The organism is Plantibacter sp. VKM Ac-2880, from assembly GCF_015351235.1.
Classification (GTDB): domain Bacteria; phylum Actinomycetota; class Actinomycetes; order Actinomycetales; family Microbacteriaceae; genus Plantibacter.
Window position 1 is genome coordinate 2,455,319 of sequence record NZ_JADKSJ010000001.1, and the last position, 24,513, is coordinate 2,479,831.

25 protein-coding genes and 1 pseudogene are annotated in these 24,513 nt (G+C 70.2%); 10 read left to right on the plus strand and 16 right to left on the minus strand.

The window, feature by feature from the left end; genetic code table 11:
- Positions 1 to 735 carry a response regulator transcription factor gene (locus tag ITJ57_RS11770; RefSeq protein ID WP_194670148.1) on the minus strand — a complete coding sequence of 245 codons (735 nt, stop codon included), beginning with the start codon at positions 733 to 735 and terminating at the stop codon, positions 1 to 3.
- Positions 736 to 838: 103 nt separating this feature from the next.
- Between ITJ57_RS11770 and ITJ57_RS11775 the strand changes: the two genes are divergently transcribed.
- The gene (locus tag ITJ57_RS11775; RefSeq protein ID WP_194670149.1) at positions 839 to 2,062 is read left to right on the plus strand and encodes a sensor histidine kinase; all 1,224 of its coding nucleotides are present in this window, start codon (positions 839 to 841) and stop codon (positions 2,060 to 2,062) included.
- A gap of 28 nt (positions 2,063 to 2,090) precedes the next feature.
- On the opposite strand, the gene ITJ57_RS11780 is transcribed toward ITJ57_RS11775, so the two are convergent.
- On the minus strand, positions 2,091 to 3,140 hold the full coding sequence (locus ITJ57_RS11780; protein ID WP_194670150.1) for an LLM class flavin-dependent oxidoreductase: 1,050 nt from the start codon (positions 3,138 to 3,140) through the stop codon (positions 2,091 to 2,093).
- Between the two features lie 197 nt (positions 3,141 to 3,337).
- Here ITJ57_RS11780 and ITJ57_RS11785 point away from each other — a divergent pair, with 197 nt between their 5' ends.
- Positions 3,338 to 3,799 carry a DUF3817 domain-containing protein gene (locus tag ITJ57_RS11785; protein ID WP_370582344.1) on the plus strand — a complete coding sequence of 154 codons (462 nt, stop codon included), beginning with the start codon at positions 3,338 to 3,340 and terminating at the stop codon, positions 3,797 to 3,799.
- 45 nt (positions 3,800 to 3,844) lie between these two features.
- On the opposite strand, the gene ITJ57_RS11790 is transcribed toward ITJ57_RS11785, so the two are convergent.
- Entirely contained in the window at positions 3,845 to 4,618 is a 774-nt protein-coding gene (locus ITJ57_RS11790) for an alpha/beta hydrolase (protein ID WP_194670152.1), read from the minus strand.
- 159 nt (positions 4,619 to 4,777) lie between these two features.
- Between ITJ57_RS11790 and ITJ57_RS11795 the strand changes: the two genes are divergently transcribed.
- Complete coding sequence (locus ITJ57_RS11795; protein ID WP_370582345.1) at positions 4,778 to 5,776, plus strand: NAD(+)/NADH kinase; 999 nt, start codon at positions 4,778 to 4,780, stop codon at positions 5,774 to 5,776.
- 19 nt (positions 5,777 to 5,795) lie between these two features.
- Here the strand turns inward: ITJ57_RS11795 and ITJ57_RS11800 are convergent, their stop codons facing one another.
- Positions 5,796 to 6,635: a siderophore-interacting protein gene (locus ITJ57_RS11800; protein ID WP_194670153.1), complete on the minus strand. Its 840-nt coding sequence runs from the start codon at positions 6,633 to 6,635 to the stop codon at positions 5,796 to 5,798.
- A gap of 67 nt (positions 6,636 to 6,702) precedes the next feature.
- Between ITJ57_RS11800 and ITJ57_RS11805 the strand changes: the two genes are divergently transcribed.
- The gene (locus tag ITJ57_RS11805; RefSeq protein WP_194670154.1) at positions 6,703 to 7,098 is read left to right on the plus strand and encodes a hypothetical protein; all 396 of its coding nucleotides are present in this window, start codon (positions 6,703 to 6,705) and stop codon (positions 7,096 to 7,098) included.
- A gap of 115 nt (positions 7,099 to 7,213) precedes the next feature.
- Here the strand turns inward: ITJ57_RS11805 and ITJ57_RS11810 are convergent, their stop codons facing one another.
- The 4 genes from ITJ57_RS11810 to ITJ57_RS11825 all read right to left on the minus strand — a co-directional run bounded on the left by ITJ57_RS11810 (position 7,214) and on the right by ITJ57_RS11825 (position 9,951).
- Entirely contained in the window at positions 7,214 to 7,729 is a 516-nt protein-coding gene (locus ITJ57_RS11810) for a CarD family transcriptional regulator (RefSeq protein WP_056005325.1), read from the minus strand.
- 66 nt (positions 7,730 to 7,795) lie between these two features.
- Positions 7,796 to 8,527, minus strand: coding sequence for a TetR/AcrR family transcriptional regulator (locus ITJ57_RS11815; RefSeq protein WP_194670155.1), 732 nt, complete (start codon positions 8,525 to 8,527; stop codon positions 7,796 to 7,798).
- A gap of 279 nt (positions 8,528 to 8,806) precedes the next feature.
- Positions 8,807 to 9,229: an HNH endonuclease signature motif containing protein gene (locus tag ITJ57_RS11820; protein ID WP_194670156.1), complete on the minus strand. Its 423-nt coding sequence runs from the start codon at positions 9,227 to 9,229 to the stop codon at positions 8,807 to 8,809.
- Between the two features lie 299 nt (positions 9,230 to 9,528).
- A complete protein-coding gene (locus tag ITJ57_RS11825) occupies positions 9,529 to 9,951 on the minus strand; it encodes a VOC family protein (protein WP_228506601.1) in 423 nt (140 codons plus the stop codon).
- A gap of 139 nt (positions 9,952 to 10,090) precedes the next feature.
- Between ITJ57_RS11825 and ITJ57_RS11830 the strand changes: the two genes are divergently transcribed.
- Both ITJ57_RS11830 and ITJ57_RS11835 read left to right on the plus strand, forming a co-directional pair.
- Positions 10,091 to 11,326, plus strand: coding sequence for a glycosyltransferase (locus ITJ57_RS11830; RefSeq protein WP_370582348.1), 1,236 nt, complete (start codon positions 10,091 to 10,093; stop codon positions 11,324 to 11,326).
- On the plus strand, positions 11,323 to 12,090 hold the full coding sequence (locus tag ITJ57_RS11835; RefSeq protein ID WP_194670157.1) for a PIG-L family deacetylase: 768 nt from the start codon (positions 11,323 to 11,325) through the stop codon (positions 12,088 to 12,090). Before ITJ57_RS11830 ends, ITJ57_RS11835 begins: the two co-directional genes overlap by 4 nt.
- On the opposite strand, the gene ITJ57_RS11840 is transcribed toward ITJ57_RS11835, so the two are convergent.
- Both ITJ57_RS11840 and ITJ57_RS11845 read right to left on the minus strand, forming a co-directional pair.
- Entirely contained in the window at positions 12,087 to 13,310 is a 1,224-nt protein-coding gene (locus ITJ57_RS11840) for an MFS transporter (RefSeq protein WP_194670158.1), read from the minus strand. The two genes, ITJ57_RS11835 and ITJ57_RS11840, sit on opposite strands and share 4 nt — an antisense overlap.
- 21 nt (positions 13,311 to 13,331) lie before the next feature.
- On the minus strand, positions 13,332 to 14,375 hold the full coding sequence (locus ITJ57_RS11845) for an NAD(P)-dependent alcohol dehydrogenase (RefSeq protein WP_194670159.1): 1,044 nt from the start codon (positions 14,373 to 14,375) through the stop codon (positions 13,332 to 13,334).
- Between the two features lie 261 nt (positions 14,376 to 14,636).
- On the opposite strand from ITJ57_RS11845, the gene ITJ57_RS11850 reads away from it, so the two are divergent.
- Positions 14,637 to 14,954 (plus strand): Fe-S cluster assembly protein HesB, encoded by a 318-nt coding sequence (locus ITJ57_RS11850; protein WP_194670160.1) that lies wholly within the window; start codon positions 14,637 to 14,639, stop codon positions 14,952 to 14,954.
- 61 nt (positions 14,955 to 15,015) lie between these two features.
- Here the strand turns inward: ITJ57_RS11850 and ligD are convergent, their stop codons facing one another.
- The gene (gene ligD / locus ITJ57_RS11855) at positions 15,016 to 16,041 is read right to left on the minus strand and encodes a non-homologous end-joining DNA ligase (RefSeq protein ID WP_194670403.1); all 1,026 of its coding nucleotides are present in this window, start codon (positions 16,039 to 16,041) and stop codon (positions 15,016 to 15,018) included.
- 80 nt (positions 16,042 to 16,121) lie between these two features.
- Here ligD and ITJ57_RS11860 point away from each other — a divergent pair.
- A pseudogene (locus tag ITJ57_RS11860) lies at positions 16,122 to 16,313 on the plus strand (dihydrofolate reductase family protein); the annotation flags it as partial.
- A gap of 16 nt (positions 16,314 to 16,329) precedes the next feature.
- Here ITJ57_RS11860 and ITJ57_RS11865 read toward each other — a convergent pair.
- Positions 16,330 to 17,811, minus strand: a complete 1,482-nt coding sequence (locus tag ITJ57_RS11865; RefSeq protein ID WP_194670161.1) for an MFS transporter — start codon at positions 17,809 to 17,811, stop codon at positions 16,330 to 16,332.
- Between the two features lie 172 nt (positions 17,812 to 17,983).
- Positions 17,984 to 18,916: an alpha/beta fold hydrolase gene (locus ITJ57_RS11870; protein WP_194670162.1), complete on the minus strand. Its 933-nt coding sequence runs from the start codon at positions 18,914 to 18,916 to the stop codon at positions 17,984 to 17,986.
- A 114-nt stretch (positions 18,917 to 19,030) separates the two neighbouring features.
- On the opposite strand from ITJ57_RS11870, the gene ITJ57_RS11875 reads away from it, so the two are divergent.
- Positions 19,031 to 19,858, plus strand: a complete 828-nt coding sequence (locus ITJ57_RS11875; RefSeq protein WP_194670163.1) for a DUF1206 domain-containing protein — start codon at positions 19,031 to 19,033, stop codon at positions 19,856 to 19,858.
- Between the two features lie 92 nt (positions 19,859 to 19,950).
- Positions 19,951 to 21,780, plus strand: a complete 1,830-nt coding sequence (locus tag ITJ57_RS11880) for a DEAD/DEAH box helicase (RefSeq protein WP_194670164.1) — start codon at positions 19,951 to 19,953, stop codon at positions 21,778 to 21,780.
- An 82-nt stretch (positions 21,781 to 21,862) separates the two neighbouring features.
- On the opposite strand, the gene ITJ57_RS11885 is transcribed toward ITJ57_RS11880, so the two are convergent.
- From ITJ57_RS11885 to ITJ57_RS11895, 3 genes are read right to left on the minus strand one after another with little or no spacing between them, the layout of a single operon-like run.
- A complete protein-coding gene (locus tag ITJ57_RS11885) occupies positions 21,863 to 22,423 on the minus strand; it encodes a hypothetical protein (protein ID WP_194670165.1) in 561 nt (186 codons plus the stop codon).
- 57 nt (positions 22,424 to 22,480) lie between these two features.
- Entirely contained in the window at positions 22,481 to 23,839 is a 1,359-nt protein-coding gene (locus tag ITJ57_RS11890; protein ID WP_194670166.1) for a HAMP domain-containing sensor histidine kinase, read from the minus strand.
- The gene (locus tag ITJ57_RS11895; protein ID WP_194670167.1) at positions 23,832 to 24,509 is read right to left on the minus strand and encodes a response regulator transcription factor; all 678 of its coding nucleotides are present in this window, start codon (positions 24,507 to 24,509) and stop codon (positions 23,832 to 23,834) included. The genes ITJ57_RS11890 and ITJ57_RS11895 overlap by 8 nt, the downstream gene beginning before the upstream one ends.
- Between the last annotated feature and the right edge of the window lie 4 nt (positions 24,510 to 24,513).

Consider the following 24,513-nt stretch of genomic DNA (forward strand, 5'->3'; position numbering starts at 1 on the left):
TCAGGCGAGTCGTCCGGACTCGGCGAGGAGGGCGAGCACGGCGGACACCCGCGGGTTGCTCGCGGCGTCGTGTTCGATCCCGAGCGCGGCGTAGATCGCTGTGAGATGGTTCTGCACCGACTTCTCGGCGATCCCCAGCCGGAAGGCGATCCCCGTGTTCGACCGACCGGTCGCGAGCAGCTGGAGGACCGCGTACTGCCGGTCGGTGAGCGACTCGAGGCTCGAACCCGCGCGAGGCCGCGCCCGGTCGATGAGTTCGGGGTCCAACATGGTCTCGCCGCGCGCCGAGACGCGGATCGCCTCGAGGAGGACGTCGCGGGTGAGCGACGAGGTCTTCGAGAGGTAGCTCCAGCCGTCTCGGACGTCTGCCGGCATCTCGAGGAGCATGTCCATCAGGTCGTAGGCCGACAGCAGGACGATCCCGAGACCCGGCTGGGCGCGACGCAGGGAGACGCCGAGACTCACCCCGTTGCCGTCCGGCAGCTCGATGTCCATCGTCAGGACGTCGACCGTCCCGGGGAGGAACGTCCGGCGAGCCTCGGCGACCGAAGCCGCATGACCGACGAACGTCACCCCCGGCGTCCCCGTGAGCAGATCCGCGAGCATCCCGCCGAGCAACGGTTGATCTTCGACGACACCGACCCGGAGCGGTGCGGCCGATGCCGCACCGAGCACCGCCCCGCCCACCACGGGGACGACGACGGACGAGCGGTCGGACTGCGGCTGGTGGTGCATGGTCCGAGTATCCCGGATGGACGGCCCGTGGCCCGAGGGGGAAGCTCCCGACTTCCGCCGGAAGATGCCCCCGCCGCGCCGCACGGCAGGTCAGAATGGAGCCATGACCCAGGAGGCCCTCACCGCTCGCGCCGGACGCTGGCGCGACAGTCGGGCCTTCATCACCGCCAGCGGGGCCATGGCCGCGGTCTTCGGACTCGCCGTCTCGTTCCAGAGCGTGTACATCTACACCTGGGTCGCGCCCGGCGGCACCCGCGGCATGCTCGTGGAGCGCGTCACCGCGAACCTCGTCTCCCTGAGCGCTGCGATCATCGTCCTCGCGCTGCTGCTCTGGTCGAGATGGGGTCCCTCCCTCCACGAGTGGTGGCGCCCGAAGGTGCTCGCGGGCGTCCTGCTCGTCGCCCTGGCGACCGGTCTGCTGCGCAGTGGCCTCCAGCTCCTCCTCGGCGTCTACCGCGACCCGAGCCTGCAGACCGTCCTCGTCGAGACGGGGACCACGGCGGTCGCCCTCGCCGTGTGCGCCACCTTCGGGTTCAGTCTGAGCGCGGCCCGGCGTCGCGCACGCGAAGAGGAACGCGCCCACGCCGACCAACGCCATCGCGCCGACGTCGCCCTCCAGTCGCTGCAGAGCGAGGAGCTGCGCGTGAAGCGCGAGGTCGCCGAAGGTCTGCACGGCACCCTTCAGCAGCACCTCGTGCTGATCAGCGCGCAGCTCGCGTCCGTCACCGCCGCACTCGAACGCGATGGCGCCGCAGCCGTCACCGACGCGACCCGACGACTGCTGTCACTCAGCGAGGAGCTCCACACCGTGCGCGAACGGGACGTCCGAGAGCTCAGCCGGTTGTTGTCCCCACCGCTGCTCGAGGTCGGCATCGCGCCGAGCATCCGAGCCATCCTGCAGCGCCTGCCGCCGTCGATCACCACCACCCTCGACGTCTCGCCGGAGTTCCGACTCCTCGACGACCCGATCGACAACGTGTTCACGACGGCGGAACGGGCCGTGGTCGTGCGGACGCTCGAAGAAGGGGTGACGAACGCGCTGACCCACGGTGCGGCGGACCGGCTCGTCGTCGAGCTGCGGATCGCGAGGCCGGCGTCGCAGGACGACGGCGCTCCGGTGGCGAGCGGGACCGTCGAGCTGCGGGTGATCGACAACGGCACCGGGCTCCTCGACGAAGCGGAACCGGCCGGCGGTCTCCTCCAGCTGGATCGCCGCGCAGCAGCGTTCGGCGGGGCCCTCCGGATCGGTTCGGCACCGGGCGACGCTCCCGACGGCGGCGCAGTCCTCCGGCTGAACATGCCCTACCGCGTCCCGGCCGTCCGCTGAGGCGGCCGGGGCGCGGTAAGCGAACGGATCAGGCGGCCGAGTTGTCCGCCAGGAGCTCACGCACGCGCGGGACGACCTCGGAGCCGTACAGCCCGATGCTGTCCATGAGGTGCTCGTGTGACAGGGAACCGTTGCTGATCTTCAGGTCAACTCGCGACAGTCCGAGGCCGTCGACCGCGGTCGCCACCTTGCGCGCGACGGTCTCCGGCGAGCCGACGAACAGCGCGCCCTCCGGACCGGCCTCCTGCTCGAAGTGACCACGCGTCATCGGGCTCCACCCGCGCTCGCGCCCGATCCGGTCCATCATCGCCCGGTAGTGGGGCCACAGCTGCTCCTGCGCGAGTTCGTCGGTCTCGGCGATGTGGGCCGGCGAGTGCATCCCCACCGGCTGCGTCGGCAGCTGGAACTGGGCGAGCGCGCGGTGGTACAGGTCGACGAACGGCGCGAACCGGAGCGGCCCGCCGCCGATGACGGCCAGCATCATCGGGAGTCCGTAGCGAGCCGTCCTGACGACCGACTCCGGGCTCCCGCCGACACCGACCCAGGTCTTCAGCTTGCCGTGCTCCACCCGCGGGTAGACGGACTGTTCGCGCAACGGCGCACGCGTCTTGCCGGACCAGGTGACCGGCTCCTGTTCGCGGATCGCGACGAAGAGCTCGAGCTTCTCCTCGAAGAGCTCCTCGTACTGCGAGAGCTCGTACCCGAACAGCGGGAAGGACTCGGTGAAGGAACCGCGGCCGAGGATGGCCTCAGCGCGTCCGCCGGAGATGCCGTCGAGCGTGGCGAACCGCTGGTAGACGCGGACCGGGTCGTCGGAGCTCAGCACCGTGACGGCCGATCCGAGGCGGATGCGCTCGGTCCTCGCGGCGATCGCCGCCAGCACGACCTCGGGTGAAGAGACGGCGAAGTCCTCCCGGTGGTGCTCCCCCACGCCGATGAAGTCGAGGCCGACCACCTCGGCATGCACCCCCTGCTCGACGACGTTCCGGAGGACTTGGGCCTGCGACAACGGCGTGCCGTCGGCGTCGACCGTGACATCACCGAAGGTGTCGATGCCGAACTCGAGGGATGTGGTCATGGGGCTCTCCAACGTCGTGTGGCTCGCCGCGGGCGATCGCGGGGGGTGTATACGTTTGCATACACATCGGTGAACCTCGTCCGTGCGGTGACTATTCCCGACGACTCCAGGGTGCCAGAACGCGACGTTCCCTGGGAGGACCCTCCCAGCCGTCCCTGCCAAGCTGGAAGACCTGCACCCCGAGCCTTGGAGCCCCTGTGTCGCCGCGCCGTCTCTTCCGCCTGATCGCGATCGCCGAGGCGATCACCTGGACCCTCCTCATCGTCGGGATGATCCTCAAGTACGGCACCAGGACGACCGAGCTCGGCGTCAGCATCGGCGGGGCCCTCCACGGCTTCGTGTTCCTCGTCTACGGCGCGACCGTGCTCCTCATCGGGATCAACCAACGCTGGGGCGTCGGAACGATCCTCATCGGTCTCGTGAGCGCCGTCGTGCCGTACGCCACCATCCCGTTCGACGTCTGGGCGGATCGCACGGGTCGGCTCGATGGCGCCTGGCGACGCGAGGCCGGCTCCGACCCCCGGGACCAGCGGGTCCTCGACCGCGCGACCCGCTGGCTCGTCCGCCACCCCGTCCTGCTCCTCGTGGTCGGCGGCCTGGCGGTCGTCGCCGTGTTCACCGCGCTCCTCGTCGTCGGGCCTCCGGTCCCGAAGGCCTGAACACCGGCGGACCGGTGACGAAGGAGCTGGAGCCCGGCGACAGGATCAGCCGAGCAACCGGACCAACTCGCGGGTGATCGCCGCGCGCGCCGTGTCACTCGAGATCGTCGCCTCGCCGTCGCCGGGCTGCACGCCGTAGTCGCCGAAGCTGGCGTGATTCGCACCGTCGATCTTGACCATCGTCGCGTCGGCAGGCAGGCGGACGCGTGCGTCGGCGACCTTCTCCGGCGTACTCAGACCGTCGTCGCTGCCCGAGAGACTCAGGACCGCGAGCGAAGCCTCCGAGAGGTCGTTCGCGCAGTAGCTGCCGAACAGCACGAGTCCGGCCACCGCCGGGTCCTCCGCGAGCTGGCAGGCCCGCACCCCACCGAGGGAATGACCGCCCACGAACCAGGTGTCGACATCGGGAGCCGCCGCGGTGAAGGTCTCCAGGGACCGCTGATCGAAGAAGGCCAGGTTCAGCGTCGGCTTCGTGATCACCACCGTCGCCCCAGCCTCCTCGACCACACCGGACAGCTTGCGGAGGTAGGCGTACGGGTCGACCTTCGCCCCGGGGATGAAGACGAGCCCCGCCCCCGAGGACTCCACCTCGGCGTCGGCCGTCGGTGCGAGCACGATGGCGTCGCCGACGTCGGTGACGGAGACGGCCGGGTCCTCCCACACCTCGAGTGCCGCGGACCGGGTCCCCGGCATCACGATCTGCGTCCACACCACGAATCCGATCACCAAGACGACGAGCGCCGCCAGCACGCCGAGCAGCGTCGACTTCACCCGCCCGGCCCGCCGTGGTCGCCCGTTGGGGCTGCTCGTGTCGCTCATGTGGTTCCTCCATGCACCTCGTCCCGCGAGGGTCACGGTGGACGGTGCCCTCCAGTATCCCAAAGGACCAACGAGCGGCGCGGCGACTCCTCACAGGCCCGCTCCACAGCTGCCGCACCTCCCGGTCCGGCTGTCAGGCGGTCGGCCTATGCTCGTCGGGTGACCACCACTCGCACGAAGCACCCGGCCGGGCCGTCGATGACGATCGGCCTCATCACCCACCCCACGAAGAACATCGACGACTCCGTCCACGTCCTCCGCGCCTGGCAGCTCGAGCACGGCGCGCGCCTCGTCGGCCTCCGCTCGGAGGCGAACCGCCTCGGCGACGACGTCGAGCTGCTCGACGAGGACGCCTTCGCCTCATCGGTGGACGTCGCCGTCGCGATGGGTGGCGACGGCACGATGCTCGGAGCGATGCGTCTGCTGGCCGGCCGGTCGGCACCGGTGCTCGGCGTCAACTACGGCAACGTCGGCTTCCTCGTGGAGGTCGAGCCGACCGCGCTGGCGGCGGCATTGCAGCGGGTCAGCGACCACGAGTTCTCACTCGAGCCCCACCACGGCCTCGAGGTCACGATCACCACCGGCGACGACGTCACCCACCTCCTGGCGTTCAACGACATCTCCATCGCGCGGCGCCCCGGTACCGGCGTCGTCATGGCGGACCTCGCGGTGGACGGGACCGCGTACGGGTACTTCAAGGCCGACGCGATCGTCGTCGCCACCCCGACCGGTTCCACCGCCTACAACTACGCCGCCGGTGGCCCGGTCCTGTCCCCTGCGGTGGCGGCCACCGTCGTCACGCCGGTGGCACCGATGTCCGGCATCGACCGCTCGTTCATCCTCGGCCCGGCCGAACGCCTGCAGTTCTCGATCGGCGCGGCGACGAAGCAGGCCGCGGTGGAGATCGACGGCCAGGTGCTGGCGGACGTCGCGGGCGGCGCGATCGTCTCCGTCCGGCTGGTCCGCGACGCGGCGAACGTCGTCCGACTCGATCCGAGCCGACACTCACGCAAGGGCAGGATGAAGCTCAGCCTCCTCGACCTGCCGCTCCGACGCGATCAACTGCTCGACCTCGTCCCACCCGACATCCGTGCGAGGGTCGAACGGCCGTCTCGCGTCCGGAGGTCGAGGAGCAAACCGGCCGACCCGTCGCACTGACGATCAGCCGACACCAGCGTCACGAGGCGGGCAGGACGACCCCGATCGGTTCGCGCTTCTCCGCCTGGAAGCGGTCCTCGGTCCGGCCGTAGGCCCAGTACCCGGAGAGCGAGAGCTGCGATCGGTCGAGCCCGCGCTGGGTGAGGAACAACTCGCGGAGGGCCTTCATCGACTCCCGCTCGCCGTGCGCGAACACCTGGACGCGGCCGGCGGGCCAGGGGTGACCGGCGATGGCGGTCGCCAACAGGGACGCCGTCGTCTCGTCGCGAGCTGCGCGCCCGACCCAGATGAGCTGCACACCCGCCGGGCGGTCGAGCTCCATGAGGTCGTCGCGGCCACCGATCTCGATGAACGCGAGCCCCGTCGCCTCAGCGGGCAGGACCTCGAGTGCCGCGGCGATCGCCGGGACCGCGGACTCGTCTCCGGCGAACAGGTGCCAGTCGGCGGAGGGATCGGGACGATAGGCACCGCCCGGACCGGCGAAAACGACGCGGTCCCCCGGCCGGGCGGCAGCCGCCCACGGGCCGGCCAGTCCCTCGTCGCCGTGCACGACGAAGTCGATGTCGATGGTGCGCGCTTCACTGTCCACCCGCCGCACGGTGTAGGTGCGGGTGACCGGGAGGTCCTCGGGCGCCAGGGTCGTTCGCAGCGCGGCGAGGTCGTACGGCGGTTCCAGGCCGAGCTCGGGTTTCGCGAAGTACAGCTTCACGTAGCTGTCGGTGGCGTCCTTGGGCTGGAAATCAGCGAATCCGGGTCCGCCGAGGGTGAGGCGCACCAGGTGCGGGGTGACCCAGGCGGTTCGGAGCACCTCGAGGATCGTCTGCGGACGTGGGGCTCGAGGTGCAGGTGTCGTCGTCATGATTGTCTCCATTCTGCCGTCGATTGCTCGGTCTCGGCAGGGAGGATCCCGCTGTCATACTGGATCAATGGCTACGACCGCAGGCTGGTACCCGAACCCCGACGACCCGACGAAGGAACTCCACTTCGACGGTGAGGCCTGGGGCGATTCACGGGTGTTGCGGTTCCAGCGGGACAAGCCGGCACAGACGGAAGCCACCGGATGGTATCCCCACCCGACCGACGACGAGCGTCAGGTCCACTTCGACGGCCGGGGCTGGGACGACTCGCGGGTCCTCCAGCTGACCGGTGCCGCCTCCGCTGACGGCGAGCAGGCTCCGGTGTACGTCTCGACGGCGGAGCTGCCGGCGCCCGAGCGCGAGAACCGCGCCTGGACCATCACCAAGACGGTGTTGTCGTTCGGCCCGATCGTCGCCATCGCGATCGTCGGTGTCCTGGCGATCGTCTCCGGCGGCGGTAACTGACCCCGAGGCCACCGAGCGCGGCGTTCTCCCCACGGAAGGAGCACCCGCGCCGTCATCCGGCCGTGACGCAGCAGAGCGCCCCATCGAACCGGTGGGGCGCTCTGCTGGAACCGCGTTACTTGGCTGCGACGGCCTCTGGCGTCGCAATCGAGGAGGCGAGCACCTCGTCGAGGCCGGCGGAGGCCTCTTCGTCGGTCATCGCCTGTGCGAGGGCCAGCTCGGAGACGAGCACCTGGCGTGCCTTCTGCAGCATGCGCTTCTCACCGGCGGACACACCGCTGTCCTGGTCGCGGCGCCACAGGTCGCGGACGACCTCGCCGACGCGGTGGACGTTGCCGCTCGCCATCTTCTCCTGGTTGGCCTTGTACCGACGCGACCAGTTGCCGGGCTCCTCGACGAACGGCTCGCGCAGGACGCCGTAGACGGCCTGGACGCCGTCGTGGTCGATGACGTCGCGGACACCGACGAGGTCGGCGTTCGCGATCGGCAGCTTGATGGTGAGCTCGGACGTGTGCACGCGAAGCGTCATGACGTCCTGCTCGACACCCTTGATCGTCACCTTCGACAACTCGGTGATGGTGACCGCTCCGTGGTGCGGGTAGACCAGGGTCTCTCCAACGATGAACTGCATGGTTCCTCTTCTCTTCTCAGGTCGTCACCGGCGCTCTCGCACCGGCGTCGTCGTGCTCCGGCGCGTTCAGCTGCCGGACGGTTCGGGGGTGGGTGCGGGCGCAGGAGGCGACGCACCGGTGGGTCGTTGCTCGAGCAGCCAGGCCGGCAGCAGCGCCACCAGGGCCTCGACCAGCTCGTCGTCCGAGACGTCGATGCGGCCGCGGCGCCAGCCGTCGACGAGGGAGAGCGTGCCACCGGCGACGTAGGCGGACACCAGGCCTGCCGGGATGCCGACCGGAACCTCGGTGCGCTCGAGCAACGCGCCGATGAGGTGGTCGGCGTGCTCGCCGACGAGGTCATCGAAGGCGCTGCGGGCGACAGGGAGTTCGAGCACGCTCGAGTACAGCGGCGCATCTTCGAGCAGCTGGGCGACCAGGCGTCGATAGGCTTCGCGGGCGCGTTCCGTGCTGCCGAGCGGCTCCCCCACAGGACGTACCGAGGCACCGGACGCGGCAAGGCCGGCGAACTGCATACGAAGGTAGGCGGCGGTGAGGTCGTCGAGGCTGGAGAAGTGGGCGTAGAACGAGCTGCGGCTGATGCCGGCGACCCGGACGATGTCACCGACGGACACGCGTTCCGGCCGACTGGCCAGAATGGTGGCCACGGCGTCGAAGATCGTCTGCCTGGTGCGCTCGGCACGGGGATCGCCCGTCACTCGGAGGACTGGAGCGAAGCGCTCGACGCGCGAGGGCGGAGCAGCACGTTGCGTGGTGGACTGCTCGACACCGAGGGCGGGAACTCCTGATGTGCGAGGCATTCTGATCAGTATACCACGACTTCTCGGACAGCTGTCCGAGACGGCAGATGACGGCCCGGCGCATCCCCCTTCGACAGGCTCAGGGACCGAGGCATTGCGCACATACCCAGCCCGGTCACTGAGCTTGTCGAAGTACCCACCAAGGACCCTTCGACAAGCTCAGGGACCGAAGCGTTCCGGACACATTTTTCCCGGTCACTGAGCTTGTCGAAGTGCCCACGAGGCACCCTTCGACACTTCGACAGGCTCAGTGCGGCGCAGCTCGGGGAACGGACGCGCTCAGAATGGTGCGGGGTCCGGCTCGGTTCGGTGGTGTTTGCCGTCGGGTGTCGCCCAGTCGAGGACTCCGCCCGGTTTATGGTCGAGGGTCCAGCCCGGGAGGTGCTTCATGCGGTTGTGGTGTCGGCAGAGGCAGGCGAGGTTGCCGACATCTGTGGTCCCTCCGTCTTCCCACGCGACCGAGTGATCGAGGTCGCAGGCCCGAGCTCGTCTGCCGCAGCCGGATGCCCGACAGGTGCCGTCCCGGAGTCGGACCGCGCGTTGCAGGTCGGCGGGCAGTCGGTACTGGTCGCGACTCACGGAGAGGACGGTTCCGGTTTCCGGCTGCACGAGGATTCGGGTGAAGGAGGGTGCGTTGACCGCGATGCGCGCTGCGGTCTCGGGGTGCGTCCGGGAACTCCGCGAGCTGCGCGGGGTACTCATCGCCAGCTCGAACTGCGGAAGTGGTGCTCTCGGTCATGAATCGAGTCCACCACGAACCACTGAAATTCGAGATGCTGCGTTCGGGGCGGGTGTGGAAGTTCTTCGTGAGCCCTTCGACAAGCTCAGGGACCGGAGATGGTGCGCCCGCCGACAATCTCAGGTACCAGCAGTCACCAACCTTCGACACGCTCAGGGACCGGCAGATGGCGGCGCGCGAGGCCCAGGGACCGGACGTCGGAAGCGATGCGCGAGGCTCAGGCACCGGCGTCTGCCGGGCACACCCGCTGATCACACTCCAGTCACGCCGCCGCCGGGGCGGCGATGTTCACCATCCATGCGACACCGAACCGGTCCTGCAGCATGCCGAAGCTGTCGCCCCACGGTGCCACGGCGAGCGGCTGCTGGACCGTCCCACCCTCGGCCAGCCGGTTGAAATACCCGGTCAGTCGTTCCTCATCCTCGTTCGGGCCACTCAGGGACATCGAGAACCCGCCGCCCTCCTGATGCTCCATATGCCTGGGCGTGTCCGCCGCCATGAAGACGACCCCCGCGTCACCGGTGAGCTGCGCGTGCATGACGAGGTCCAGCTCGTCCGGTTCGACCTCGACCCCGAAGTCGCGGAAGGTCGACAGCAGCAGTTCACCGGCGAAGACCGAGTGGTAGAACTCCATCGCCTCGCGCGCCGCACCGCGGAAGCTCAGATATGGATTGAGCGTCGTCATGATCGTCCCTCTCGCCTGGACAGGTGCATCGTCGCACTCGTCTCGCGATCATTCTCACGCGAGGCCGTCTGATGCGCGAGCACCTTCTGGTGCCGTCGCCACGAGGGGCCGGTACGCCGACGGCTACTAGGCTCATCTGGTGCCCTCGCAACCACATCCCCTCCGCATCGCGATGATCTCGCTCCACACCAGTCCCGGTGACGAGCCGGGTTCAGGTGACGCCGGCGGGATGAACGTCGTGGTCCGTCACCAGGCCGTCGCGATGGGCGCCGCGGGGCACGAGGTCGACGTCATCACCCGGCGGTCCTCCACCGACCAGCCGTCCACAGCTTCCCTCGCCCCCGGCGTGCAGCTGCGGTTCCTCCATGCCGGACCCGCCGAGCCGGTCGCGAAGGGTCGACACGAGGAGTTCGTCGAGGACTTCCGTTCGGAACTCGCCCGGCTGCCGCGGTACGACGTCCTGCACGCCCACCACTGGTTCTCCGGCATGGCCGCACTCCCCCTCGCGCGTGAGCTGGCGGTTCCGCATGTGCAGAGCTTCCACAGCATCGCCGCCGAGTCCACCACGCCGCTCTCCCACGGCGAACGTGCCGAGTCCCCCGGGCGTCTGGCCGGCGAGGCATGGCTCGCCGCGCAGTCGGACGCGGTCGTCGCGATCAGCGCGGCCGAGGCCGACACCGCGATCACCCGGCTCGGAGCCCGCCCCGATCGGGTGTCGATCGTGCCGCCCGGTGTCGACGGGACGCTCTTCCACCCGCTCGGCGGAGCCCGTTCCGGTCGTCCGACGGCGGTTGTTGCTGGTCGCCTCCACCCACTGAAGGGCTTCGACCTCGCCATCGAGACCATCGCCGCGGTTCCGCTCGAACTGCGCCCGGAACTCGTCATCGCCGGCGACGTCTCCGTCGACTACGACCGCTACGCGGAGGAACTCGCCGCCCTCGCCCGTGACCTCGGTATCGCCGACGACGTCCGCTTCGTCGGGCCGCAGTCGCGGGTCGGGCTCGCCACGCTGTTCCGCGAGAGCTCGCTCGTGCTCGTCCCCTCGCACTCGGAGACGTACGGTCTCGTCGCACTCGAAGCCGCGGCGAGCGGCGTGCCGACCGTCGTCGCCGCGTCGGGTGGCCTGCGGGAGGCCGTCGTCGACGGAGAGACCGGCATCGTCCTCGAGTCCCGCGATCCCGCGGCGTGGGGAGCGGCCGTCACCAGCCTCCTGACCGACGGGACTCGCCTCGCTCGCCTCGGCAGCACGGCTCGCGAGCGCGCCGAGCACTTCGACTGGCAACGCTCCGGCGACGCCCTGATCGACGTCTACCGGCCACTCGTCGCCACCGCCCGCTCCCGAACCTGCGCGTCCGCGGCGACGTCCGCGTCGTGAGCGACGATCTCGGATCGGTGCTCAAGCGCACACGGACGGTCCTGTTCGCGCACGCGCACCCCGACGACGAGACGCTCGCGACGGGGGCGCTCATCGCCGACCTCGTCGCCCGCCGGATCGAGGTCGTCCTCGTGAGCGCGACGCGCGGCGAGCGTGGCGAGGTCGTCGACGGCCCGCTGCGCACGCTCGCCGGAACCGCCGCACTCGCCGCCCACCGCGAGGCGGAACTCACCGCAGCCTGCGCCGCCCTCGGGATCACCGCGCAGTACTGGCTCGGGACGCCGCCGGCCGCTCGACCGGGGACGAAGACGCGGTACGTCGACTCCGGCATGCGCTGGGTGCGGGAGGGGCTGGCAGGGCCGGCCGACGACGTCCGGCCGGACGCGTTCTCGCTCGCACCACTCGACGCGGTCGCCGGAGACCTCGCCGCCCTCATCGAACAGGTCTCCCCCGACCTCCTCATCAGCTACGACCACGGCGGTGGCTACGGACACCCGGACCACTTGAGGATGCACGAGGCGGCACTCGCGGCAGCAGCGCGGACCGGGACGCCCCTCGCGGAGATCGTCCACCACCGGGAAGCCCTCGACCCGGACCACGGTGACGCCGTCTGGTTCGACCTCGAGCACCGGCTGCCCGAGGTCGCTCGCGCCCTGCGCGAACACGCCAGCCAGCTGACGGTCGACGGCGCGCAACTCGTGCACTCAGGTGGTCAGCGGGAGGAGATCACCACCTCGGTGGGTCTGCGACTCCGGTCCCGCTAAGCGGTCGCCGGCTGGCTCCGGTGCTCCCGAGGCATGCGGGCTGCGAGCACCGGGACGAGCAACATCAGCACGACCGCCGACCCGAACGCGGCGGGGAACGAGAAGGCGTCGAGCAGCGCCCCGGCCACCAGCGGGCCGACGATCGCGCCGAGGTCCGACGTCGCCTGGAAGACCGCCACGGCGCGTCCACCCCGCCCGCCCGCGGCATCGCCGACGGCCGCCGCCGGCGCCGTCCCGAGGAAGGCCGCCGCGACGCCGTAGACGCAGAGCGCGACGACGAGCAGCCAGAGCTCGCCGACGAAGGGCATCGCGAGGAGGGCCAGCGCGGCGACGGGGAAGGCGACCAGCATCGCCGGGCGTCGACCGACGGTGTCGACGAACCGGCCGGCCGGCCCGAGCGCGAGGGTCTGCGCCACGGCCGCGATCGCGAACGCGACGCCGGTCCAGGCCGCTTCCTCATGCAGCGCTTCGACGACGAGCACGGGGACGAGCGCGCCGCGGACCCCCATGGACGCCCAGCCGTTGGCGAAGTTCGCCAGGAGGGCCGTCTGGTACCGACGGTCGCGGAGGACGGTCCGGAACGGTTCGGCGGGTGCCGAGTGCTCGGTCGGTGCCGCGATCCGGCTGCCGCGCAGCATGACGAGACCGAGGACACCGGCGATCGCGAGCGTCCCGGCGTAGAAGAAGAACGGCGCGGTGAGGGAGATGGTCGCGAGCAGCCCACCGACGGCCGGACCGGCCATGCCTCCGACGAGGAACCCGCCCTGGTAGAAGCCGACCGCCCGGCCGCGGCGATGCGGCGCGGTCGTCCGCAGGAGCAGGGTCATCGCCGCCACGGAGAACATGGCCGACCCGATCCCTCCGACGCCGCGGAGGAGTAGGAGCTGCGGGTAGTCAGCCGCCAGGCCGACGAGGGCGCTGGAGATCGCGACGATCCCGATCCCCGAGGCCAGCACCACCCGCTCGCCGATCCGGTCGACGAGCGCCCCGACGAACGGGTTCGCCACGAGTCGCATGAGTGCGAAGACGGACACGACCGCTCCGACCTCGAGATAGCCGACACCGAAGCTGCGGACGTAGACCGGCAGGACCGGGATCACGACCCCGAAGCCGAGCATCACGAAGAAGGCGACACCACCGAGGACGAGGACCTCGCGACCGAGCGGCTCACGAGCAACGGCTCCCGCTCCGCCTGGGCGACGGAACGGGAGCCGGATCATGTTCTCAGGCTAACGGTGCGATCAGCCGATCGTCGCCGTGTCGATGACGAAGCGGTAGCGGACGTCGCTGCGGACGACGCGGTCGTACGCGCCCTCGACCTCGTCGGCGCCGATGAGCTCGATCTCCGAGCCGATGCCGTGCTCGGCGCAGAAGTCGAGCATCTCCTGCGTCTCGCGGATGCCGCCGATGTTCGAGCCGGCGAGCGAGCGACGGCCTCCCACCAGGGAGAACACGCGGAACTGCTGGGTGTTCTCCGGCAGGCCGACGAAGACCATCGAGCCGTTGAGCTTCAGCGTCGACAGGTACGCGTCGATGTCGAGGTCGGCCGAGACGGTGTTGATGATGAGGTCGAAGCGGCCACGGAGCGACTTCAGCGTGCCTTCCTCACCGGTGGCGTAGTAGTGGTCGGCTCCGAAGCGCTTGCCGTCGGCCTCCTTGGAGGTCGTCTGGCTGAGGACGGTGACCTCGGCGCCGAGCGCGTGCGCGATCTTCACGCCCATGTGACCGAGGCCACCCATGCCGACGATCGCGACCTGCTTGCCGGGACCGGCACCCCAGTGCTTCAGCGGGGAGTACGTGGTGATACCGGCACACAGGAGCGGAGCGGCCACGTCGAGCTCGATGCCCTCGGGGATGCTCAACACGTAGTTCTCGTCGGCGACGATCTGTTTGCTGTACCCGCCGTAGGTGGGCTCTCCGTCGTACTCGCGACCGTTGTAGGTGGCGACGTTGCCCTTGAGGCAGAACTGCTCCTCGCCGGCGACGCAGTTCTCGCACTCACGGCAGGAGTCGACGAAACAGCCGATGCCGACGCGGTCGCCGACCCGGTGCTTCGTGACGCCCTCGCCGACCTCGGTGACGACACCGGCGATCTCGTGACCGGGCACCATCGGGAAGATGGCCTTGCCCCACTCCTCACGGGCCTGGTGGATGTCGCTGTGGCAGATGCCCGCGTAGAGGACGTCGATGACGACGTCGTTGGCCCGCGGAGCGCGACGCTCGATCGAGCCGACCTCGAAGGGGGCGTCGGCAGTGGGCTTGATGATGGCGGCGACGGTGGTCATAGGACTCCTCGAGCTGTGGGGGTTGGGGGTGCCGTGGGGCGGGGTGATCGCGCCGGACAGCACCTTCGACGCTAGCAGCCCGCTCCGCCCGGGCCTCCCCCAAGAGCTCACGCGCGAGGTGTGCTACTGCCGACCCGCCAGGTGTGAATCCCTGCAGAGTTGCTTGGCAGTTCCCGCAGAGGATCGCCGAGCTGGTGGCGCACCCGGCCGAACCCGAGCAAGGTGGGGAACTCGTATCCGCGAACGGAACGGAGAACACACATGCTCACCCTGACCGAGAACGCCGGCCGAGTCGTCAAGACCCTCGCCGAGAACGCACCACTCACCCCGGGACTGGTCGTCCCGGACGACGCGTCGTCGCTCACGCACGGCGCCGGACTGCGCATCAGCAGCTCCGACGACAACAACTTCGAAGTCACCATGACCGCCACGCCGCACGACGCGGACCAGATCATCGAGAGCGCAGGAGCCACCGTGTTCCTCGAGGAGTCCGCAGCGGTCGCGCTCAGCGACGCCGTCCTCGACGCGCAGATCGACGAGCAGGGCGGCGTGCGCTTCGCCCTCGGCAAGGCCGAATAGCCCCGTACACGCACGGAACGCCCGGTGATCGACGATCACCGGGCGTTCGTGCGTCCACAGGTCACTCCTCGGGGTGCTTCGCCCGACTCGGCTGCACCCGCGGCGGCTCCCCCGGCATCTTCGGGAAGTCGGGAGGGAACGGGAGCTCGCCCAAGCCCTGCTCGAGGTCCCGTGCCCACCACTGCAGGAGGACGTCGATCCGTCCGGGGTGATCATGCATCCCAGCCCACGGGTCGCCCGTCGACCGCAGCCGCTCCGGCACCGTCCGGACCGTGAACGCGCCAGGGTCGATCTCCGCCAGCTCGTCCCAGGTGACCGGGCACGAGACCGTCGCCGCTGCCAACGCACGCGGACTGTAGGCACCGGCCATGGTCCGATCCCGGTTCGCCTGGTTGTAGTCGACGAAGATGCGCTCGCCGCGTTCCTCCTTCCACCAGGACGTCGTCACGCGGGACGGATCCCGCCGCTCCAGTTCGCGTGCCGCGGCGATCACCGCGTGCCGGACGTCCAGGAACTCGTGCTCCGGCTCGATGGGGGCGAACACGTGGACCCCGCGGCTCCCGGAGGTCTTCACGAAACCGGTCAACCCGACCTCCGTCAGCAGCTCCCGCAGCGAGCCGGCCACACGGACGGCGTCGGCGAAGTCGGTACCCGGCTGCGGGTCGAGGTCGATCCGCAGCTCGTCGGGCCGATCAGGGTCGACCGCCCGCGACGGCCACGGATGGAACACGACCGTGTTCATCTGCGCGGCCCAGACGACCGCTGCCGCTTCATCGAGCACGAGCTGCGGATGCTGCCGCCCGCTCGGGTACACGACGTCCACGGCGCGCACATATGCGGGGGCACCCTTCGGCGGGTTCTTCGAGAAGAACCACTCACCGTCGACACCTCCCGGGAAACGCTGCAGCGACACGGGCCGGTCGCCGTTGGCCGCGAGGAACGCCGGCGCCACCTCGATGAGGTACTCGGCGAGCTCCTGCTTGGTGATGCCGGGCTCCTCCCAGAGCACCCGCTCGGGACTCGACAGCCGCACCTCCCGGTCGCCGTGCGGTCCGGGGACGGTGAGGACGATCGCGGTGCTGGCCATGCCGAACACGGTACGCGTCCGTCCGGAGGTCGTCACGAGGGTGGTGCTCATGGCCGGAGCGGAGTAGAACGGACACGTCGAGCATCTCCGTCGTGCGGCAGCTCCTCTTCGCAGGTCTCCTCGACCGCCTCACGCTCATGGTCCACCCGGTCGTCGCCGGCGCCGGGCGCCACCTGTTCGAGCCGAGCGACCCCGTGACGCGGCTGGAGCTCGTCCGCTCCGTGCAGACGAGCTCCGGCAACGTGCTCTCGACCTACGCACCCCGCAGCTAGCGACGCGCGGGCGGACTCAGCCCAGGTGGACCGCCTGCTGGTCACCGGAGGGCAGGAGGTCCTCCTTGCGGCCCCGGATGCAGACCACGGCGATGAGGCTCGCGATGACGAGTCCGACGGCAGCGGCGATGAACGCGGCCGAGTAGCCCTGGGTGAACGCCACCAGCTGCGACGCCTGATCGGTGACGGTCGCCTGGTCGGTGACACTGGCGTAGACGGTGGTGAAGACCGACAGCCCGATCGAGCCGCCGATCTGCATGGAGGCGTTCGCCGTGGCGGAGGCGGCTCCGGCGTCGTGCGGGGCGACACCGGTCAGCGCCAGGTTCTGCATCGGCACGAAGACCATGGCCATACCGATCCCGAGCACGATGAGCGCCGGGAGCACCTGCACGAAGTAGTTCCCGTCGGCGGTGATGCGGCTGAGGTACACGAGGGACGCCGCAGCGATCAGCGGACCGACGATGAGCAGTGGGCGCGGACCGATCGCCGGCAGGAGCTTGGTGGCGATGGGGGCGACGATCATGATCGCTGCGGTCATCGGCAGGGTCGCGATCCCCGCCTCGAGCGGCGGGAAGCCGAGCACGATCTGCAGGTGGAAGGTCAGGTAGAGGAGCGCGCCGATCATGACGCTGCCGACGATCATCTGCATGAGGAAGGCACCACCGCGCACGCGGTCGGCGACGATGCGCAACGGCAGCAGCGGCTGGGCCACGCGCATCTCGATGACGACGAACAGGGCCAGGAGTCCGGCGCCGAGCGCGAGGAAGCCGATGGTGTCGATGCGGCCCCAGCCGCCCTCGGCGAGCGTGAAGCCGTAGACCAGGGAACCGAGCCCCAGGATGACGGTGATCGCGCCGAGCCAGTCGTAGCGGTTGTCGCCCTCGGCCTTGCTCTCGGTCACGAGGATGAGCCCGGCGATCAGGCCGACGATGACGAACGGCACGTTGACGAGGAGGCACCAGCGCCAGTCGACGAACTCGGTGAGCACCCCACCGAGGATGAGGCCGACGGCCGCGCCGGCTCCGGCGACCGTACCGAAGACGGCGAACGCCGTGTTGCGGTCGCGGCCGTGGGTGAAGGTCACCGTGAGCAGTGCGAGCGCCGCGGGAGCCATGAGGGCCGCGAAGACGCCCTGCAGGCCGCGGGCGACGATCAGTTCGGTCCCGCTCTGCGCGAATCCGCCGAACGCCGATGCTGCGCCGAAGCCCACCATGCCGACGAGGTAGGTGCGCTTCCGACCCCAGTAATCGGCTATCCGGCCACCGAGGAGGAGCAGTGCCCCGAACGCCAGCGCGTACGCGGTCACGACCCACTGACGCTGGGTGTCGGACAGGTCGAGCTCGCGCTGGGCGGCCGGCAGGGCGATGTTGACGATCGTGCCGTCGAGCACGACGATGAGCTGCGTCATCGCGAGGACGACGAGCACCCACCAACGGCGACCGGTCGAGCCGGACGGCGGTGCAGTGGCGTGGGATGCGGTGGCTGCGGACGCAGACATAGGGGACCTCCGAGCGAGGGGTGCGGGTGCTGGGGGTTTCCAGCCCCAGATCGATGCTCGACACACGGCGCGAATGCAGCACGGTGCGGACGATCAACCACCCCAACCACGAAGTCGGGCAGGCTTCCAGGATAGCGGATCCCTGCCGCAACACGCCCGACAGACCGTGAGATCAGTCGGCGGTGTAATGCTCCAGGACCGCCTCGGGGCGTTCCACCGCGGCGAAGTGACCCGCCCCGGCCAGCGTGTACACCCGGAGGTCGGGGACGAGCGCCGCGAGGACGGCCGCGTCGTCGGAACCGACGAAGACGTCCCGCTCGCCCATGGCGCAGCGGACGGGACAGCGCACACCGCGCCACCCGTGCAGGTCGTAGGCGGCTGCAGCGCGCGTCGCCGCCAGGAAGGTCGCGGGTCGCACGTCCGCGGCGAGTGCGTCGACGACGGACCGGTCGAGGTCGCGGCGTCGTCCGAAGAGCGGCGACATGAGCGGCGCCAGGAGTCCGGCGCGGTTCAGGAGGCGGAGGAGCGCCGGGCCCCGGGAGCCCAGGACCTCCAGCACGCGCATGCCGACGAGCATGCCCGCGAACCACGGCAGGCGGGCCCCACCTGTCACGGGGTGACGGATCGCCTCGACGACGCCGACGCCGGTCGGTGAGACGAGGTCGACGCGGATCGTCGCGTCGGGCTCGCGGACCGCGAGGTCGAGCGCCACGAAGCCGCCGAGCGAGTGCCCGACGACCCGCCAGGAGCGGTAGCCGAGCGATCTGGCCACGGTGGCGACCGCGTCCGAGAGCGCACGGACGCTCACTGGTCCCCGAGCAGCCGCCGGTGACTCGCCCCACCCGGGGAGGTCCACGGCGATGACGTCGTCGACGACCGCACCTCGCGCGTCGTCGGCGCGGAGGAACGGCGACCAAGTCGTCCAGGACCCCGCCGCGCCGTGCAGGAGGATCGTCGCCGGTCCTCCGGCCTCACGACCGGCCCGCACGGTGACGGGTCCGATGTCCGTGTCCACCGTCACGCGTCCGAGTCCGAGGGCGGTCTCATCGGCGGTGATGACGGAAGGATCGCACGGCACGGCAGGGCGGGAGGGGTTCAGGTGCATGCGGATCATTCGGAAGCGAGGTGCCTTCCGGATCGGACGTCGGTCGGCGGCCGGCCCGCATGCCGGGTGCGCAACCCCCCGTCGGCACGAGTTCGCGGCGGCTAGCGTGGTCTGATGCCTTCGAACGCACGCGCCACCGCAGACCACGCCGCAGGAACCGCCAAGAACAGCACGACCCTCCGAACGCTCGCCCGCACCGGCCACGCCGTCAACGGACTCCTCCACGTCCTCATCGGCGGGATCGCGATCTCGATCGCCCTGTCCGGCGGCGGATCCGGCGGCGGCGACGCCGACCAGTCCGGTGCACTCAAGACGCTCGCCGGCACACCAGGCGGGATCGTGATCATCTGGGTCGTCGCCGCCGGCCTGCTGGCACTCGGGCTGTGGACGGTCATCGCGGCGTTCCTCGTCAGCGAGTCCGACACGCGGAAACGGTGGAGCAAGCGCATCTCGACCGCCGGACGCGCGATCGCCTACCTCGCCGTCGGATCCACGGCGCTCACCTTCGCCCTCGGCGGCAGCAGCGATTCGTCGCAGTCCAGCAAGGGCCTGACGGCGACGCTCCTGTCCTCACCCGGCGGGGTGTTCGTCGTCATCGCCGTCGGCCTCGTCGTCATGGGGATCGGCGGCTTCTTCGTCTTCAAGGGCGTGACGCAGAAGTTCCTCGAGGATGTGCACCCGCCGACCGGCACGACCAAGCGGGCCGTCGTGGTCCTCGGGATCGTCGGATGGGTCGCCAAGGGGGTCGCCCTCGTCACCGTCGGGATCCTCTTCATCGTCGCCGCAGCCACCCAGGACGCGGAGAAGGCCTCCGGGATGGACGGTGCCATCTCCGCGCTCGCCGCGCTCCCGTTCGGCGTCGTGATCCTGCTCGTGGTCGGTGTCGGCCTCATCGCCTACGGCCTGTTCTGCGGCGCCCGCGCCCGGTGGGGCAGCCTCTGAACCGCTGAGGCGAACGCCTCGGGCAGCGACGCGGCGACCTCCGCTCCAGACGATGTCCTGCAAACGCTTGCGTTGCGACTACCGTTAGGAGTATGACGTCTTCTGATTCCACGACGCAGCCCGAGGCGGAACCCGCCGGCGCTACGCAGACCTTCTCCGACCTCGGCCTCGACGACGCGGTGCTCAAGGTACTGAAGGATGTCGGTTACGAGACCCCGTCCGCCATCCAGGCGGCCACCATCCCGCTGCTGCTCGAGGGACGCGACGTCGTCGGCCTCGCCCAGACGGGAACCGGGAAGACCGCCGCATTCGCCCTCCCGATCCTCTCCCGACTCGACCTCGCGCAGAAGACGCCGCAGGCCCTCGTCCTCGCGCCGACGCGCGAGCTCGCCCTGCAGGTCTGCGAGGCGTTCGAGAAGTACGCGACGCACCTGCGGGGCGTCCACGTGCTCCCCGTCTACGGCGGCCAGGGCTATGGCGTGCAGCTCTCCGCGCTCCGCCGCGGCGTCCACATCGTCGTCGGTACCCCCGGTCGCATCATGGACCACCTGGAGAAGGGCACCCTCGACCTCACCGAGCTCAAGTACCTCGTGCTCGACGAGGCCGACGAGATGCTGAAGATGGGCTTCGCCGAGGACGTCGAGACGATCCTCGCCGACACCCCGAAGGAGAAGCAGGTCGCCCTGTTCTCCGCGACGATGCCGTCGTCGATCCGCCGTATCTCCGCAAAGTACCTGAACAACCCGGAAGAGATCACGGTCAAGACGAAGACCACGACCTCCGCCAGCATCACGCAGCGCTACCTCACGGTGTCGTACCCGCAGAAGGTCGACGCCCTGACCCGCATCCTCGAGACCGAGAACTTCAGCGCGATGATCATCTTCACGCGCACGAAGAACGAGACCGAGACCCTCGCCGAGAAGCTCCGTGCCCGCGGGTACTCGGCCGCGGCGATCAACGGCGACGTGGCGCAGGTGCAGCGTGAGCGCACCGTCAACCAGCTGAAGGCCGGCAAGCTCGACATCCTCGTCGCCACCGACGTGGCCGCGCGAGGCCTCGACGTGGAGCGCATCAGCCATGTCGTGAACTACGACATCCCGGTCGACACCGAGTCGTACGTGCACCGCATCGGACGCACCGGCCGCGCCGGACGCACCGGTGACGCGATCAGCTTCGTCACCCCGCGCGAGCGCCACCTGCTGAAGGCGATCGAGCGCGCGACCCGCCAGCCGCTCACCCAGATGCAGCTGCCGAGCGTCGACGACGTCAACGCCACGCGCCTCACGCGATTCGACGACGCCATCACCGAGGCGCTTGGCCAGACCGACCGCATCGAGCGCTTCCGCGAGATCATCGGTCACTACGTCTCGCACCATGACGTCCCCGAAGCCGACGTCGCCGCGGCCCTGGCCGTCGTGTCGCAGGGTGAGACGCCGCTGCTGCTCTCCGCCGAGGACGAGCGTCGTCGTCGTGAGGAGTTCGACAACACCAACCGCGGCAACGACCGCGCCGGTCGCGAGCGCCGCGACTCCGGCGACCGCGGCGCGCGGTTCGACCGTGGCGACCGTGGCGATCAGGGTGACCGTCCCGAGCGTCGCAGCCGCCCGTCCAGCGGCCCGATGGCGCCCTACCGCATCGCGGTCGGTCGTCGCCAGAAGGTGGACCCGCGCCAGATCGTGGGTGCGCTCGCGAACGAGGGCGGCTTGAAGCGCGAGGACTTCGGCGCGATCCAGATCAAGCCGGACTTCTCGATCGTCGAGCTGCCCGCGAGCCTCGGCAACGACGTGTTCGACAAGCTCGAGAACACCCGGATCAGCGGCAAGCTCATCGAGCTCCGTCCCGACCGTGGTGGTCCCGCCCGCCGACGCGACGACGAGTCGGGCTCGGGCGGCGGGTCCTACGACCGCAAGCCGCGCTCCTAGCGCTCCGCGCATGCGACGAGGGCCGGACGGAATCCCAGGATTCCGTCCGGCCCTCGTCGTTCCGCACCAGGCGGCGTCGACCTCAGTCGCGGGGGTCGAGGACGCTCGTGACCACGGTGTAGTCGGCGTCGAGGGCGACCTCGAGCTCGTCACCGTTGTCGAGGAGCACGTCGACCTCGAAGGCGACGCCGGGGTCGTCGCTGCGGTCGATATCGGCCACCGAGCCGCCCTTCGCCTCGGCGAGGGCAGCCTTCGAGGCCGCGTCCGACTCGTCCTGGGTGAGCGGCACGTCGTCGGCGTCCCTGACGTCGCGGTCGTCGCTGGTTCCTGCGGCGTCGTCGGCGATGGGTCCACCGTCGCGATCGACGTCCGCCGCCGACGCGACGCGGTCGTCGTCCGCGTCTCCGAACTCGTCCACCGCGTAGGCTGCACCGGCTCCGCCGAGGGCGAGGGCACCGACGACGATCGCGGTGATCCAGACGGGCTTCCGGCGCCAGAAGGTCGGCTTCGATGCGGGGGCTGCGGGGATCCCGGAGTGCTCGGTCGTACCGGTCCGCTCGGTCTGCTCGACGGGCTCGATGCGCTCGGTCGCTGCGGTGGGGTGCTTGGGGTCGGTGGGCTGAGAGGCTGTGTTCTCGTTCATGTGCCCCAGACTGTCCGAGGAGCGCTGAAGCGGGCCTGAAGCGAGCTGAAGCGGCGTTCAGGAAGCGGTCGAGGCGGGGAGCACGACGACGAAGGCCGCTCCCCCGAGCCCGCTGTCTCCGAGCTCGACCGATCCCCCGTGGAGCCGGACGACGTCGGCCACGATCGCGAGCCCCAAGCCCGATCCTCCGGCGTCGCGGGAACGACTCTCGTCGAGGCGCACGAAGCGTTCGAACACACGCGCACGCAGCTCGACCGGCACACCCGGGCCGTCGTCCTCCACGGCGATCCTCACGGACCGACCGTCGGACGAGCATCCGAGACGGACCACCGAGCGTGCGTGCCGTGCAGCATTGTCGACGAGGTTCCGCACCGCCCGCGCGAGCAGCGCCTCGTCACCGTCGACCCTCGCCGCGGCGACCGCCGAGGAATCGACCCGCAGCCCGCCGACGGACCGGAGGCGGCCGGCCTCGGCCAGCAGGAGGTCGTCGACGTCGAGGGCGCGCCGTCCGGCCCCGGAGGCCCCCTCGTCGAGTTTCGCGAGGAGCAGGAGCGACTCGACGAGGGTCTGCATCCTGCCGCCTTCGTCGAGCACCGTCGCGGACAGCTCGGCCGTGTCGACCCGGTCCGGGTGGAGCGAGGCGACCTCCGCGTACTGCCTGATGACCGCGAGCGGCGACCGCAGCTCGTGCGAGGCGTCGGACACGAAGCGGCGTTGCGCCGTCTGAGCGTCCTCCAGACGACCGAGCAACTCGTTCATCGTCCCGGCCAGGCGTCCGATCTCGTCGCCCGTCGCGGGCACGTCTATCCGTCGATGCAGCTCCCCCGCTCCCAGCTCCGAGACCTCGCGGCGGATGCGCTCCACCGGTGCCAGGGCCCGTCCGACGAGGAGCCAGGTGAGTGCGCCGATCAGCACCACGAGCACAGGGACGGCGACCAGGAGCAGCACGCCCACGAGTCCGACGGCGTCGTCGGTCTCCTCGAGGGAACGGCCAGCGAGGACCACGAGGTCGCGTCCGTCGACTTCGACGTCCTCGCTCGCGAACAGCACCGGCTCGTCGTCGACGATCGCGACGAAGGAGTCGCCGTCGGGGACCGGGGTCGGCAGGTCGATCTCGTCGTCCGTCCGGTCGACGACGCGCCCGTCCTCCAGCAGGACCAGCAGGCGGCCGTCGTCCGCGGGCAGCGTCGTGGCGTCGGCGGCGGTCAGTTGCGCCGAGACGCTCTCCGCCTCGGCCGCCGCGCTCTGTTCGACGCCGGAACGCAACGTCGCCGAGAACAGGCCGACGAAGACGATGGATCCGACGCCGAGGAACAGGGCGACGGCGAGCACCGAGCCCAGGGCCGCCCGAGCGCGGACGGACCGCCACGGGGCCCGACGGGCGGCGACCGGCTCACGCCGCCCGCCGTCAGCCACGGCCGCCCACGAGTCGATACCCGAAACCGCGCACGGTCTCGAGCGAGGCCCGGTCGAAGGGCCGGTCGACCTTGTTCCGCAGGTGACCGACGTAGACCTCGACGATGTTGGGATCGCCCTCGAAGTCGTCGTCCCAGACATTCTGCAGGACCTCGCGCTTCGACACGACCTCACCGCCGCGCCGCATGAGGAACTCGAGGACCGCGAACTCGCGGGAGGTGAGGTCGATCGGGACGTCACCGCGGTGCACCTGTTTGGACGCGGGATCGAGCCGGAGCTCGCCGACCTCGAGCACCGCCGGGCGCTCGCGGGAGCCCCGCCGGACGAGTGACCGGATGCGGGCGACGAGCACGGCGAACGAGAACGGCTTGCTCAGGAAGTCGTCGGCGCCGGTGTCGAGGGCCTCGACCTGGTCCCAGTCGCCGTCCTTCGCGGTGAGCATGAGGATCGGGGTCCAGTCTCCGGCGTCACGCAGCTGCTGGCAGACGCGGTACCCGCTCATGCCGGGCATCATGATGTCGAGGATGATCGCGTCGTAGCGGTGTTCGCCCGCCATCCAGAGTCCATCGACCCCGTTCGAGGCGACGTCGACGGCGAAGCCCTCCGCCTCGAGGCCCCGCCGGACGCCGTCGGCGAGCCGCACCTCATCGTCCACGACGAGTATCCGCATCGGG